General features: G+C 62.7%; 6 protein-coding genes. 4 read left to right on the top strand and 2 right to left on the bottom strand.

Annotated features, from left to right (window positions below; all coding sequences use genetic code 11):
- Positions 1-185: 185 nt before the first annotated feature.
- Together VQ071_RS12885 and VQ071_RS12880 are read right to left on the bottom strand one after the other, a co-directional pair.
- Positions 186-1,829: a response regulator gene (locus VQ071_RS12885; RefSeq protein ID WP_340514412.1), complete on the bottom strand. Its 1,644-nt coding sequence runs from the start codon at positions 1,827-1,829 to the stop codon at positions 186-188.
- Between the two features lie 6 nt (positions 1,830-1,835).
- The gene (locus VQ071_RS12880; RefSeq protein WP_340514411.1) at positions 1,836-3,626 is read right to left on the bottom strand and encodes a sensor histidine kinase; all 1,791 of its coding nucleotides are present in this window, start codon (positions 3,624-3,626) and stop codon (positions 1,836-1,838) included.
- A 285-nt stretch (positions 3,627-3,911) separates the two neighbouring features.
- Between VQ071_RS12880 and VQ071_RS12875 the strand changes: the two genes are divergently transcribed.
- The 4 genes from VQ071_RS12875 to VQ071_RS12860 all read left to right on the top strand — a co-directional run bounded on the left by VQ071_RS12875 (position 3,912) and on the right by VQ071_RS12860 (position 14,897).
- Positions 3,912-5,321 (top strand): ABC transporter substrate-binding protein, encoded by a 1,410-nt coding sequence (locus VQ071_RS12875; protein ID WP_340514410.1) that lies wholly within the window; start codon positions 3,912-3,914, stop codon positions 5,319-5,321.
- Positions 5,322-5,388: 67 nt separating this feature from the next.
- Positions 5,389-6,273: a carbohydrate ABC transporter permease gene (locus VQ071_RS12870; protein ID WP_340514409.1), complete on the top strand. Its 885-nt coding sequence runs from the start codon at positions 5,389-5,391 to the stop codon at positions 6,271-6,273.
- The gene (locus VQ071_RS12865) at positions 6,273-7,136 is read left to right on the top strand and encodes a carbohydrate ABC transporter permease (RefSeq protein ID WP_340514408.1); all 864 of its coding nucleotides are present in this window, start codon (positions 6,273-6,275) and stop codon (positions 7,134-7,136) included. The genes VQ071_RS12870 and VQ071_RS12865 overlap by 1 nt, the downstream gene beginning before the upstream one ends.
- A gap of 135 nt (positions 7,137-7,271) precedes the next feature.
- Positions 7,272-14,897, top strand: coding sequence for a glycoside hydrolase family 3 N-terminal domain-containing protein (locus tag VQ071_RS12860; protein ID WP_340514407.1), 7,626 nt, complete (start codon positions 7,272-7,274; stop codon positions 14,895-14,897).
- Positions 14,898-15,065: the final 168 nt, after the last annotated feature.

The following is a 15,065-nucleotide window of genomic DNA, read 5'->3' as shown; positions in this document are numbered from 1 at the left end:
CATTGAAAAGGTCTCGATAGTCTTTGATAAGCTCAATGTCGCGGACGGCTCGCTTGGCGGTCCTGAAGCATTTCTTGAGCCGGGCAGTCTAGGGCCCCGATCGGCAGGAAGCCGCCTTGCCCAACAAGCAGAAAACAGCGCCGCGCGGGCCCGTAGCCCGCGCGGCGCTGTTTCGGCATTTCCGGCTAAGCCCGGCTCGCCATTTCTTTCTTGTACTGCGAGGGCAGCTTGCCCGTCCACTTTTTGAACGTCCTCGTAAAATGCGCCTCGTCGAAGTACCCGATCTCCTTGGCGACGGATTGAATCTTGATATCCGCCGATTGCAGCAATCCTTTCGCTTTTTCCACCCTGTATTGATGGACGTAGTCCAGGAAGTTGATGCCCAGCTCCTGCTTGAACAGCGTGGACAGGTACGTGCTGGAGACGTACAGCTCCTTGGCGACGCCGCCCAGCGACAGACCGGGCGCGTTGTAGTGGCTGGCGATGTAGCCGAGCGCCTGCTGGACTTTGCGCTTGGGCGTGCGGTGCGGATTCAGCCGCTCCACGAGCTGGCGGATGACGGTGTAGACGAAGCCGGCCAGCTCCTCCATCGTATCGATGCCACCGATCTGCTGCTCCAGGCTGCCGTAGTCGACGGGACGATCGTCCTCGCCGTCGGCCTGTCTCTGCAAGGGCGCCTGCTGCAGGAGCCGGGTCAGGAAGGAGAGCGTGCGGACCTGAATCTCCGTACGGGAGTGCGGATGGTACCGCTGGAGCGCCTCCAGCCATCGTTCCGCATCGTTGAGCGCCTCCGCGAACAAGCCTGCGTGCAGATTGTCGGCGGCGGATTGCTCGAGCTTGACCAGGCTCGTATCGACGGCTTCCGCCTGGGAGAGCGATGACGGCGCATGCGGCGACAGCATGCGCACGTCGCGATAATAGCAGCAGCGCTCCGCCCCGAGGAAGAAGCGCAGCTCGAGCGCCTGCAGGGCCTCTCCGTACGCTTCGGCCAATTGATTGATGCTCGCCTTGGAATCGCTGATGCCGACGCTGACCTCGATCTTCAGGAACTGCCTCAGATTGTGCTGGACGCGTTCGAGGCCTCTCGCCAGCTTGTCCTCGATCCACTCGAACATGCCGTTCAGGATGACGACGATGCCGTCTTCCTCCTTGACGGTGGCGACGGACTGCATGACGGTCTGCTCGAGCGTCTCCTGCACGATGTTGGCGGCGGCCAGCCGGATCAGCTCCAGATCGGTCCGATTGTAGTTGAGCTGCTGCCGCGACCGGTTGTCGATGCGCACGACCGCGACGATCAGATGCTCGTGGCCGATAGGGAGCTTGAGCTTCCTGAGCTGCTCCCGGCGATTTTCCGTGACCAGGGCAGGTGAGCTGAGCCATTGGCGCAGCAGCTGCGTCTTGAGCATCGGCATGCTCTCGCGCCAGCCTTGGACCGAGTCGGACTGGCGGCGCTGCTCCGTCAGCTGGGCGGTCAGTCTGGCGAATATGGCCTTGATCTCTCGGGGCGCGCAGGGCTTCACGACGAAGTCGGACACACCGTAGCGGAGCGCCTGCTGCGCATACTCGAAGTCGCTGTAGCCCGACACGAGCACGCAGGCGATATCGCGCTCGCGCTTGCGGATCTCGCCGATCAGCTGCAGGCCGTCCATGAGCGGCATGCGGATATCGGTCAGCAGCAGGTCGACCTCGGTCCGCCCGATGATCTCGAGCGCCTCCAGGCCGTTTTCGGCTACGCCGCAGATGCGGACGCCGACCGCTTCCCAGTCGATCATGCTGGCGAGGCCTTCCCGCATCGTTTCCTCGTCTTCTACGATCAGCAGATTCAGCATCCGGCTCTACTTCCTTTCATATGGCAATTCGATCCTCAGCCGCGTGCCGGAGCCGGCCTCGCTCTGGACGTCGACGCTCGCTCCCTCGCCGTAGAACAGCCGGATTCTGGCTGCGATGTTCTGCAGCGCATAGCTCTCGCCTTCGGGCGTCAGCCGTTCGGAGCGGATCATCTGCGCGAGCCGGGAGCGCTTGTCCTCGGAGATGCCGATGCCGTTGTCCGTCACCTCGATGACGACCCGGCCGCCTTCCGCTGCGGCGGCGACATGCACGAGGCCGACGTCGTCGACCAGCGATTCGATGCCGTGCACGACGGCGTTCTCGACGAGCGGCTGGATGAGCAGCTTCGGCACGGCGAAGTCCGCGATGCGCTCGTCCAGCTCCAGCTCGTAGTTAAGCTTGCTCGGGAACCGCATTTTTTGCAGGAACAGGTAATGGCCGATGAGCTCGAACTCCTGCTTCAGGTCGGAGGCGTCCATGCCTTGATTCAGGCTGATCCTGAACATGCCGGACAGGGCGTAGATCATCTCCTCGACGAGCGCGTCGCCGCTCTTGTGCGCCGTCCAGGCGATCGTATTGAGCGTATTGTACAGAAAATGGGGGTTGATCTGCGATTGCAGCGCCTTCAGCTCGGCTTGCTTCTGCTTCAGCTGAAACGCATAGACGTCGTCGATCAGCTCCCGGATGCGCCCGACCATCGTGTTGTAGCCAAGACCGAGCTGTCCGACTTCATCGTGTCCGATGACGCGCACTTGCTGCGTAAAATCGCCTTTCTGGAACTTCTTCATGGAGATGAGCACCTTGCGGATCGGCTTGGAAATCAGACCCGATACGGCCCAGGACAAGATGAGACTGAGCACGATCGTCACGCATATGATAACCGCCGTCAGCCACTGGATGCGGCTCAGCTGCCGCAGCATCTCGCTCCGGGGCTGCACGACGAGCACATGCCAGCCGGTCAGCGGGGAGATGACATCCGCATATACCCATCGGGCCGTGTCGATCTGCCGCGCCAGCGATTCCGGCCCGCCCTCGCCGCCCTGCAGGAAGGGGAGCGCATGCATGGACTGGCCGGTCCAGCTCCCGGAGCTGTCCGAGTAGACCATCCCGTCGGTGCCGATCACGTAGATCTCGGAGATGTCGCCGCTTGGGGCGTACGATCTGCGAATATCCTTTTCGTCGATGCCGATGATGATGATGCCTTCCGGTTCGTAGTCGTAGTCGTTCTTGAGCACCTTGGTGAGCAGCAGCTTGTTCTTGGTATCGCCGGGGAAGATCCGGCTGTCGCCGCCGCCGGGCGTCTCGACGCTCCACCACTCCATCTCGCTGCGCCTCAGCAGGCGATCGTAGTCGAATCGCTCCCGGTATTCTTCGAACGAGATCGCCGGGGACAGGCCCTTGTTGTTGAACTGGATCGAGCCGAAGTGCGCGGAGTACAGCGTCAAATATTGAAAATAAGGGCGCGTGACCATCAGCCGGTTGATGGCGTCGATCGCGGTCTTGTTGACATAGTTGTCGTTCGACGGATCGGAAGAGACGAGAGACTGAATATCCGGCGTCAAAAACAAATAATTGAAAATATCGCCCGCATCCTGCGCGATATAATCGAGATGATCGATTGCCTGCTTGGCCGCGCTCGTCTGCTCGGCGCCGATCTTGGTCGTCAGCTCATGGGCCGCGATATTATAGGAGTACACGCCGGTCGCGGAGATGGTCAGCGCGAGCAGGGGCACGAACCAGAACAAAATCTTGTACCGGACGGACAGATTCAGATACGGTCTGAACAAGCGGTTAGCCATCGGCTGCGACCTTCCCGGTTGAATTGAGAGATAGATTTACTATAAACGAAAAGGCAGGCCGCGTCTGCCGTCCGCGCCTCCGATCTGAAATCTGTACAAGGGAAAGTGAAAAATGAGCAATTGCGCCATGCGGCAGAGGGCGGGAACCAGTCGGGCACGGCGGACGGCTTCGAAAAAGCGCAAGAACGTACAGAAGATCCTGAAGAATGCCTTCTGCTGCCCGGCGCCGAAGCGGATTATAATCAAGCTCGAAGCGCAAACGACAACTGTTAAGGTGGGGGAAAGATGAATCGTTCGAAGATGAAAAAGGCATCCGCAAGTCTGGTTGTCCTGATCGCGTCGCTGAGTCTCGGCGCATGCGGCGGCAACGGCGACAACAAAAACGCGTCTCCGTCCCCGAGCGTCTCCGCGTCGGCCCAGGACACGGCGTCCGCATCGGCTTCGGCTGCCGCGACGGCGGAGCCGGCCAAGAAGGTCACGCTCTCCTTTTTCACCAACAACTCCGACCGCACGGTCGGACAGGGCAAGATGGAGCAGGACCTGATCGACGCCTACATGCAGGAGAACCCCAACGTCACGATCAAGGTCGAGACGCTCTCGCCGGACCCGCAGTTCCAGGACAAGATCAAGGTGTACAACGCGTCCAACGCGCTGCCGGACATCATCACGTCCTGGGGCAATACGAACTTCCTGACGCCGCTGATCAACAGCGGGGCGCTCGCGGAGATCGACCGCGGCGAGCTCAAGGACTTCGGCTTCGTGGACGCGGCGCTCGACGGCTTCAGCAAGGACGGCAAGCTGTACGGCATCCCGCGCAACTCCGACTTCTATGTGCTCTATTACAATAAGAAGATATTCGCCGACAACGGCATCCAGGTGCCGTCCACGGAGGCGGACCTGCTCAAGGCGTTCGATACGCTCAAAAGCAAAAAAATCGTGCCGATCGCCATGGACGGCCGGGACGCGTGGACGTCGGGCATCTGGTTCGACACGCTCGTGCAGCGCGCCTCCGGCACATGGGACACGTCGCACAACGCCATGAACCGCACCGGCTCGTTCAAGGACCCGGCGGCCGTGAAGGCCGCTGAGACGATCCAGAGCTGGATCAAGGCGGGCGCCTTCGGCAACGGCTTCCTCAACCAGGACTACGGCGCGGCCCGCAATATGTTCGGCCAGGGCAAGGCGGCCATGTTCATGATGGGCGAATGGGAGATGGGGATGGCGGCGGACGAGAACTTCCCGCAGGAGGTGCGCGACAATATCGGCGCGTTCCCGTTCCCGGCGCTGGAAGGCGGCCAGGGCAAGACGACGGACCTGCCGGCCTGGTTCGGCGGCGGCTACTCGATCTCGGCCAAGTCGCCCAACAAGGACGAGGCGATCAAGTTCCTCGTATGGATGTTCAAGCCCGAGAACTGGGCGAAGGGCGTATGGGTCAACGGCATCACGTTCCCGGCGCAAAAATACGACCAGTTCCTGACCGGCAGCGAGACGAGCGTGCAGAAGGACCTGAGCGCGATCTTCAACGGCGCATCTTCCTATAGCGGCACGGTCTCGCAGGATCTGTTCACGTCCGACACGCAGAAGACCTTCTACGATTCGCTGCAGCAGCTCGAAGGCAATCGCCTGAAGCCGGAAGACTTCACGAATACGATCGACGGGGCGGCGGACAAGTCGGCCAAAGATTCGGCGAAATAAATACGAGGAACCAAGGGGCGGCGATGCCCGCATCGCCGCCTCCGTTCTTCCGATAGGATGATGACGCATGCACAAAATACTGGGCGACAGAAAAACGATCGTCTGGCTCATGACGCCCGGACTGCTCCTCTTGGCGTTCATGATCCTCGTGCCGATCGCGGTCGGCTTCTACTACAGCCTGACGGACTGGAACGGCGTGGGCGACTACGGCTTCGTCGGCTTCCAAAATTACGGAGACGCGTTCGCGCACGATCCCGTCTTCTGGAAGTCGCTGCTGAACTCCGTCCTGCTCGGCCTCGGCCTCGTCGCCGTGCAGCATCCGCTGGCGATTGTGATCGCGATGCTGGCCCAATACGGCGGCCGTTGGGAGAAGCTGCTGCGTGTCTGCATCTTCATTCCCTCGATCATCTCCACCTTCGTCACGACGAAGCTGTGGACCAGCATTTTCGACACGCAGTTCGGGCTGCTCAACCGGGTGCTCGACCAGATCGGCCTCTCCGCCTGGCAGCAGGACTGGCTCGGCGATCCGGGCTGGGCGATCGCCTGCATTATTTTCGTGTGCATGTGGCAGGGCTTCGGCTACGCCTTCCTGCTGTACTATGCCGGCATCAAGGGCGTGCCCAAGGATCTGTACGAGGCGGCGATGCTGGACGGCGCTTCCGGCGCGCAGCTCAACCGCCGCATCGTGCTGCCGCTGCTCGCGCCGGTGCTCCGGGTCAACCTGGTGCTGGCGGTCGTGTCCGCGTTCAAGCAGATGGAGACCGTCTATCTGATGACATCCGGCGGACCGGGCAACAGCACGCAGTTTCTGTCGACGTACCTGTACTCCAAGGCGTTCCGCGAAGGCCTGTACGGCTACGGCAACGCGATCTCCTTGCTGCTGGTCGCGATCTGCCTGCTCGTCACGCTCGGAATGAACCGCGCCATGAAGCGGGAAGTAGGTGAATATTGATGCAGCCCAAACTGCAAGACAACACGCCCGGCATCCGGCTGTCCGGCGTCTACCGGAGCGGATTTGCGCTGCTGATGACGCTGCTCGTCGTCGCGGAGCTGTTCCCGCTCGTCTGGCTTTTCGACTTTTCCTTGCTCAAGAGCGGCGACTTTTTCGGCTCGAATATTTTGAAGTGGCCCGACCCGCCCAAGTGGCAAAATTACGCGGACGCCTTCCGCAACGCGCACATCCCGCTGCTGTTCTGGAATAGCCTGCTCGTATGCGCGGTGTCCATCGCGATCATCATCGCCTGCTCCGTCGCCATGGGCTACGCGCTGACCCGGATGACGTGGAGATGGCGCAAGCCGACGCTCGCGCTCGTCATGGCCGGCATGATTATCCCGATCTATGCGACGCTGCTGCCGAACTTTATGGTATTCAACGAGATCGGCCTGCTCAACAGCTATTTCGCGCTCATTTTGCCTTATGCCGCATTTCAGATTCCGGTCAGCATGTACATCGTCACGGGCTTCCTCGAGACGGTGCCGCGGGCGCTGGAGGAAGCGGCCGTCATCGACGGCATGACCGTTCCCGGCTTGCTGTTCAGAATTATCCTTCCGATCCTGCGGCCCGCCATCGCCACCGTGTCGGTGCTCGCCTTTCTCGCCTGCTGGAACGAGTTCATTATGGCCGTCACCTATATCGATACGGATAAGCTGCGGACGCTGCCGTTTGCAGTCGTCTACTTCATGGGGCAATATTCGTCCAATTACGGCGCGCAGTTCGCCGTGCTGGCGATCATCTCGATACCGTCCATCCTGATCTACATCGCGTTCACGGACCAGATCAACCGCGGCATCACGGCGGGCGCCGTCAAAGGTTGATCGGCGAGGGGGCAGGCACGCGGCCCGACAATCGCAAATCTGTACAAGCGATACTGAAGAATAGGCTCTGAAAATAGAAAGCGCTCGCATTTATAATCGGTCAGGAAATCATCGCTAACCTGGGAGGGTTGTCTCGTGATTCGAAAAAGAGCAAGAAGCTTGGCGTCCTCGCTCATGCTGTCTTCCTTGTTGACGGGCTTGCTGCCCGGCCTCGCACAGGCGGAGCAAGCGGCGCCGCCGCAGATCGACCTGCAAGGGGAGAGCGTCCAGCCGGCCGCAAGCTCCATGCCGCTCTATCTGGACAAGGACCGGGAGCTGGAGGAGAGAGTCGCGGATCTGCTCGGCCGGATGACGCTCGACGAGAAGGTCGGCCAGATGGTGCAGGCCGAGCGGGCCAATGTGACGCCGGCGGACGTGAAGCAATATTACCTCGGCTCCGTACTGAGCGGCGGCGGATCGTTCCCGAACGGCAAGCAGTCGGACAGCACGGTCGACAAGTGGGCGGAGCTGGTCAATTCGTATCAGGACGCGGCGCTGTCCACGCGGCTCGGCATCCCGATCCTGTACGGGGTGGACGCCGTTCATGGACACAACAACGTACTCGGCGCCACCATCTTCCCGCACAATATCGGGATCGGCGCATCCCGCGATACGGCGCTGGCCGAGCAGATCGGCGCGGCGACTGCCGAGGAGATGAGAGCCTCGGGCACGAACTGGGCGTTCGCGCCGACGATCGCCGATCCGCAGGATATCCGCTGGGGCCGGACCTACGAGGGCTTCGGCGATGACGCGGGGCTCGTGGGCGACATGGGCGCCGCGTACGTGAAGGGACTCCAGGGCGAGACCGCCGACCGCAACGACGATCCGGACAAGGTCGTCTCTACGGTGAAGCACTATCTCGGCGAGGGCTACACCGACAATGGCACCAATCAAGGCAACGTGACGCAGTTCACGGAGCAGCAGATTGTGGACAAGGACCTCGGCGTCTACAAGAAAGCGATCGATGCCGGCGCCATGACCGTCATGGCCTCCTACAGCAGCATCGGCGGCATCAAGATGCATGCCAATCAGCGGCTGCTGACCGACGCCCTGAAGGGAACCGGCGAAGGCCAGCTCGGCTTCAAGGGCTTCGTCATCAGCGATTACAACGCCGCCCAGCAGATCAAGACCGACTGGAACGGCAACGCCGTCAGCGGACTGAAGGATCAGATCCGGGTGTCCGTGAACGCGGGCGTCGACATGTTCATGATGACCTCCGACTGGAAGGCGACGGTCGCGAATCTGAAGGCGCTCGCGGGCGACGATATCGCCAGCCCGGGCAGCGGCATCCCGATGACGCGCCTGGATGACGCCGTCTCGCGCATCCTGCGGGTCAAGCTCCAGGCCGGCGTCTTCGAGAACAGCCGGGCCAGCGTCGATCTGACGTCCGCCGTCGGCTCCGCGGAGCATCGGGCAATCGCCCGCAAGGCGGTCGCCGAATCGCTCGTCCTGCTCAAGAACGACGTCGTCGGCGGTGCGCCGATCCTGTCGCGACTGGGCGGCATGCAGCATATTCTCGTCGCGGGCAAGAGCGCCGACGACATCGGCATCCAGTCGGGAGGCTGGACGATCAGCTGGCAGGGCGCTGCGGGCAGCATCACGACGGGTACGACGATCCTGCAGGGCATCAAGAATGTCGCCGGCAGCGACCGCGTGACCTACAACAAGCACGGGCTCGGCTCGGCCGGCAAGGATGCCGCGATCGTCGTCGTGGGCGAAGCGCCGTACGCGGAGGGCACCGGGGACATCACGTCCCAGACCGGGCTCAATCTGAACGCCGAGGACCTGGCGACGCTGCGGAACGTGCGCGCAGGCAACCCGGGCATCCCGATCGTCGTCGTGCTCGTCTCCGGCCGCCCGATGATGATCTCGGAGCAGATGCAGGACTGGGCCGGTCTGGTGGAGGCTTGGCTGCCCGGAACCGAAGGACAAGGCGTCGCGGACGTCCTGTTCGGCAGCCAGGACTTCACGGGCAAGCTGCCGATGCGCTGGCCGTTCTACCTGTCCGCCTATCCGATGTACGAGCGGCAGAGCCCCAAGCTGCTGTTCGACTACGGCTACGGGCTGACCAAGCACGAAGCGACGCCGACGCTGGCGGCCAATCCGGCGCGGACGGCGGTAGGCGCTTCCGATGCCGCGAAGATTGAAGCTGAGAACTACAGCGTCAAGAGCAGCGCGCTGAAGGTCGAGACGACGGCGGCGGCGAGCGAGGGCGAAGGCGCCAAGGATGTCACCGGCGCAGCCGCGAACGAATATCTGGAGTTCCCGCTGCGGGTGGAGCAGGCCGGATACTACGATATCGACATCCGCTATTCCTCCACGATCAGCGGCACCTCCACCGGCCTGCAGGTGCTCGATGCGAACGGGACCCAGCTCGGCATGCTGACGGTGCTGTCGACGGGGGGCGAGTGGCAGACGGGCACGGTCAGAAATGTCGCGCTGAAGCAAGGCGATCAGACGATCCGCCTCAAGCTCGTCGGCAACCTGCTGAATCTCAATTGGCTGTCGATCAAGCGCACCGGCGACGCACCGGTCGTGCCGGTCGTAGCGGTGCCGGAATCCGGCGCGGTCAAGTTCGAGACGGAGAGCTACAGCGCCAAGAGCGACAAGGTCGCGATGCAGACGGCGGACGGCGTGACCAATGCCGGCTTCGCCGCCAGCGGCGAATGGCTTGAGTATACGCTCGACGTCGCCAAGGCCGGGACGTACACATTGAACGTCCATTATGCCACTGGCGCGACCTCCGCAGTCGGCTTCAACATCGTCAACTCGCGGGGCGAGCTCGCCGGCAAGTTTGCGAATTCGGCTTCTACGGGCGGTTATGCGACCTATGCCGACAAGCAAGTGACCGGCATCGTCCTGCCGGATGCGGGCAAGCAGAAGCTGCGTTTTGAATATACGAGCGGCTCGCTCAATCTGGACTGGTTCCAGTTGACCCGCACGGGCGACGCGCCGGTTCGGACGGTCGTCAAGGCGCAGGCGGTCGAATCGTGGATATCGCGAGAGCGCGATCCGGTCAACCGGGAATGGTACTACGCGTCCCGCTATCAGCCGGGCGACCAGAAGCTGGAGCAGCAGCCCAAGCTTGACATCGTCGCCAAGGACGCCGCGTTCAACGCAACGACGATCAACGTCGATCCGACCAAGCAGTATCAGTCGATCATGGGCATCGGCACCTCGGTGGACGAGTCGTCCGTACACAATCTGTGGAAAATGTCGGGTCCCGCGCGGGCGAGTCTGATCGACAAGATGTTCAATCCGGACACCGGCGCCGGCATCAGCATGATGCGTCTGACGATCGGCACGGCCGACTTCACGGCGCAGCCGTTCTACTCCTACGACGATATGCCGAAGGGTCAGACGGACGTCAATCTGGAGCACTTCTCGATTCAGAAGGACAAGGATTATCACATCATCGATACGATCAAGCAGATTCAGGCGGCCAACCCGAACATGCAATTTTTCGCCTCGGCCTGGAGTCCTCCCGGCTGGATGAAGACGACGGACAGCATGATCAAGGGGACGGTCAAGGACGAATACTTGCCCGTGCTGGCGAAGTATTACGTCAAGTATTTGCAGGCGTACAAGAGCGAAGGCATTAATATCAGCGCGCTCACGATGATCAACGAGCCGCTGCTAGAGATCGAGTATCCGAGCACGAACATGCCTTGGCAGCAGCAGGCCAGACTGGCGAAGCTGCTGCGGGCAGAGCTGGACGCGAGCGGCTTCAAGGACGTCAAAATCTGGATTTTCGACCACAATCCGAGCTCGACCTCCAGCTATCCGACGCCGATCCTGTCGGACGAGTCGGCGCGCAATGCCGTGGACGGCACGGCGTTCCACGACTATGGCGGTGAACTGTCGAACATGACGACGCTGCACAATGCGTTCCCGACCAAGAACGTCTACCTGACGGAGAGAGCGGTATGGGGCACGTCGGGTGCGGACCGGATGGCGCAGTACTTCAGGAACTGGGCCAAGAGCTACAACTCGTGGGTGTTCATGCTGGACAGCGATATCGCGACGCATCAGTGGACCGGCACGCCGGACCCGACGCCGATCGTTCAGGATTCGGGTAATCCGGACAACTACTGGCTGCTGCCCGAGTTCTATCTGCTCGCGCAGTATTCGAAGTTTGTCAAGCCGGGCTATATCCGGATCGACAGCGACTACGGCTCCTCGTCGACGGTGACGAACGTCTCGTTCATGAGCCCGGACGCCAAGAAGCTGGTGACTGTGGCGATCAACCAGACGAGCAAGCCGCAGAACATTCGCATCGTGAGCGAAGGCTCGCAGTTCTCGGCGGTCATCCCCGCCCAATCCGTGGCGACCTATCAATGGGACCGCCTCGGCACGGGCAGCATCGTCAATCAGGCGAAGCTGACGGCGGAGCAGAGCTCGCTGCCGTACAATGTCGCAGGCAGGACCGTCTCGCTCAAGCTTGAGGGCGGCACGTTCGTCGCCGACAAGGCGAACGCGATCGTCTTGTCCGGCACCGGCGCGACCGAAGGCGGCGTCTCGATCCAGTCGGCGACGGTTGTCGGCGAGCATCAGGTGGATGTGAAGCTGGCCTGGAACAATACCGTCTACTACAAGGACCTGAAGCTGACGTTCAGCGTGCCGCCGGCCGCCTACGCGGATTCGAGCGCCGGAGCCGTATTGACGACGGACGTCACGCTGCGGGGCACCGACCGCGCGACGGCACCCGCGCTCGTCACCGATCCGCTCGATCTGTCCAACTACGCGCAGAAGAGCGGGATGACGGGCGTGACCGCCAGCCAGCTGTCAGGCATCGCGACGGGCGACTGGATCGACTACAAGCTGACCGTGCCGGATCAGGGCGGCGCCTATATCGCCACGCTGCAGGAAGTGCCGCCGGCCGGCTCGTCGTTCCTGCTGAACGACCAGAACGGCAATACGCTCGCTTCCTTCATCGTGCCCAACCAGTACAACAGCACGAGTCCGATCCAGGCGAGACTGCCGGTGACGCTGGCGGGCGGCGAGCAGAAGCTGAGATTGTACGCGGCGGCCAGCGACGCGAACGTGAAGGTGCAAGGGCTGCGCTTCGAGCCTGTCGCCGCCCAGACGGTGGACGGCACGCTTGAAGTCAAGGCCGACAGCTACACGAACGCGACGCCGATGCCGGTCGTCCAGCTCGGCACGACCTTCAACAACCTGGGCTATACGACGGCGGGCATGAAGTTCGAGTACCTGCTGAACGTTGCGGCCGAAGGCTACTACAACGTGTCGTACAACTATGCGACCAATCAGAACGGCGTGACGGTCACGTTCAACCAGGACGGCGCCGCGCTCGCGACGACCTCGCTGCCCTTCACCGGCGGCTGGGGCAACTACCAGTCTGCTGTCGCGACCGTTCATCTGAATGCGGGCATTCATACGATTCAATTGGTGGACAATGTGGACGGCTTCAATCTGGCTTCGTTCACCTTGTCCAAGACGGATACGCCGCCGGTCGTTCAGAGCGGCAAGCTGTCGCGGGTGACTGCCGCGATCGCGCCGGGAGAGCGGCTCGGCACCAAGACGGTGACGCTGTCGACGATGTCCGTCGGCGCGGCCGTGTACTACACGCTGGACGGCTCGCTGCCTACGGCCGCCGCCGGCATGAAGTACGCAGAGCCGCTCGTGCTGGAGCGCAGCGCGTATATTCGCGCCGTCGCCGTCCGGGACGGCTGGCAGGACAGCGACGTATCGGCGTACGCGGTCGCCGTCGCGCCGTTGACGGCAGCCGGCGTGGCGGATACGATCCGCTCGCTCGCGCCGCCGGAGCGGGATGCCGCGGCCTTGAAGCTGCCGGCCGTGCCGGAAGGCTATACGGTGACGATCAAGAGTTCGGATCGTGAGGACGTGATCGACGCGCACGGCGTCATCGCGCCGCCGGAAGCGGACACTGCCGTCACGCTCGTGCTGACGGTGACCAGGATCGCGGACGGCACGACTGCGGATACGGCGAGCCTGACGGTCGTCGTGCCGGCGCGGACGCCGGCCTCGGCGACGGCTGCCGATGTGGCGCAGCGCATCGTCTCGATCCCGGCGCCCGAGCGGGATGCGACGGCATTGACATTGCCGGTCGTGCCGGCAGGCTTCGCGGTGGCGATCAAGAGCTCGGATCGTGAGGACGTCATCGACGAGCATGGCGTCATCGCGCCGCAGGATGCGGACACTACCGTCACGCTCGTGCTGACGGTGACCAAGACGGAGGACGGCACGACCGCGGATACGGCGAGCCTGACGGTCGTCGTGCCGGCGCGGACGCCGGCCGAAGCGGGCATGACGGCGCTGTCGGTCGCCTCCGGCATATACGGCTTGGCCGCGCCGGCCAAGGATGCGACGAGACTGACGCTCCCGGCCGTGCCTGCGGACTTCGAGATCAAGATCAAGAGCACCGACAGACCGGACGTCGTCAGCGACACGGGGACGATCGCGCCTCCGGCCGTCGAGACGATCGTGCATCTGGTGCTCGTCGTCACCCGGATCTCCGACGGCATGACGGCGGATACGCGTCCGCTAGCGGTCATCGTCCCGGCGAGGACGCCATACGTGCCGGAGACGCCGCCGCCGGTCTATACGCCGCCGGTCGTGACGGCTCCCGTATCGCCGGGCACCCAGGTCGTGAAGAGCGAGGAGCTGGCCCGGGCAGTCGACGGCAAGGTGACTGTGGCGATCGGATCGGACACGAAGCGGATCGAGCTGCCTGCCGATGCGTTCCGGCTGATCGGCGCCAACAAGTTGATCCTGTCGGCGGGAGAGTTGAGCCTGACGATCCCGTCCGCCATACTGAAGCAATTGGCCGGCGGGATTGCAGATGATCAACTTGCCGACAGCAGGATCGCGATCAAGCTCGGGCAGATCGGCGATGCCGACAAGTCCGCACTGCTCGCTGCCGGGGACGATGCCGGGAACACGCTGTATCGGGCCGCGGGCCATGTGTACGACCTTGAACTGGCGCTGGTCGCGAAGGACGGCAAGGAGACGAAGCCGGCCGCCTTCGACGCGCCGATCCTACTGCGCTTGAAGGTCGATCCGTCGATGAATGCGCGTCTGTCGGGCATCTACTATATCGCGGACGACGGCAAGCTGGAATACATCGGCGGCAAGTACGAGAGCGGGGCGTTCGCGGCGGAGATTCGCCACTTCAGCAAGTACGCCGTGCTTGAGATGACGAAGTCGTTCGACGACGTGCCTGCCGGATACTGGGCGGCCGACGCGATTGCCGAGATGGCGGCGAAGCATATCGTCAACGGCGTGAGCGCTACCTCGTTCGCTCCGGGCGGCTCGATCACCCGTGCCGAGTTCGCAGCCTTCCTCGTGCGCTCGCTCGGCCTGACGGCTACAGACGCCGCGGCATTCGACGACGTGTCGCCTACGGCTTGGTATGCGGACGCCGTAGCGGCAGCCGTGCAATCGGGCATCGCGCGCGGCAAGAGCGACCGCGTCTTCGATCCGAACGGACGCATCACGCGCCAGGAGATGGTCGTCATGCTCATGCGGGCATACAGTGTCCGGCACAGCGGCGCTTCCGATGTCGCGCAGGCTGCGGTTTTCAAGGACGAAGCCAAGGTAGCGCCATGGGCGGTCGAGGCGGTTCGCGCCTCGGCGGCGCTCGGCCTCGTCAACGGCAGGCAAGCCGGCCTGTTCGAGCCGGCGGGCCTGACCAGCCGCGCCGAAGCGGTCGTCGTGCTGCAGCGGCTGCTGCAGCAGTAAGCAAAGGTTGATGCGAAGAGCCCGGGCGGCCGCACTTGCCCGGGCTCTTTTTTGTCCGCCGCAGGGCCCGCAAATCAAGGGCCGATCCGCGCGAGCCAGATCATTTGCAAAGGTTTATGCGTTAAGACTTGAAACTTTGGTCCGAATGCGGCCATAATGGGAATATCG

This window comes from Cohnella sp. 56, assembly GCF_037963805.1.
In the GTDB taxonomy this organism is placed as follows: domain Bacteria; phylum Bacillota; class Bacilli; order Paenibacillales; family Paenibacillaceae; genus Cohnella.
This window is presented reverse-complemented; position numbering and strand designations above follow the sequence as displayed.

What these genes read in the sequence shown, in the direction of transcription:
- VQ071_RS12885 (WP_340514412.1), bottom strand. Translation starts at nt 1,829, where the DNA reads ATGCTGAATCTGCTGATCGTAGAAGACGAGGAAACGATGCGGGAAGGC.
- VQ071_RS12875 (WP_340514410.1), top strand. Translation starts at nt 3,912, where the DNA reads ATGAATCGTTCGAAGATGAAAAAGGCATCCGCAAGTCTGGTTGTCCTG.
- VQ071_RS12870 (WP_340514409.1), top strand. Translation starts at nt 5,389, where the DNA reads ATGCACAAAATACTGGGCGACAGAAAAACGATCGTCTGGCTCATGACG.
- VQ071_RS12880 (WP_340514411.1), bottom strand. Translation starts at nt 3,626, where the DNA reads ATGGCTAACCGCTTGTTCAGACCGTATCTGAATCTGTCCGTCCGGTAC.
- VQ071_RS12865 (WP_340514408.1), top strand. Translation starts at nt 6,273, where the DNA reads ATGCAGCCCAAACTGCAAGACAACACGCCCGGCATCCGGCTGTCCGGC.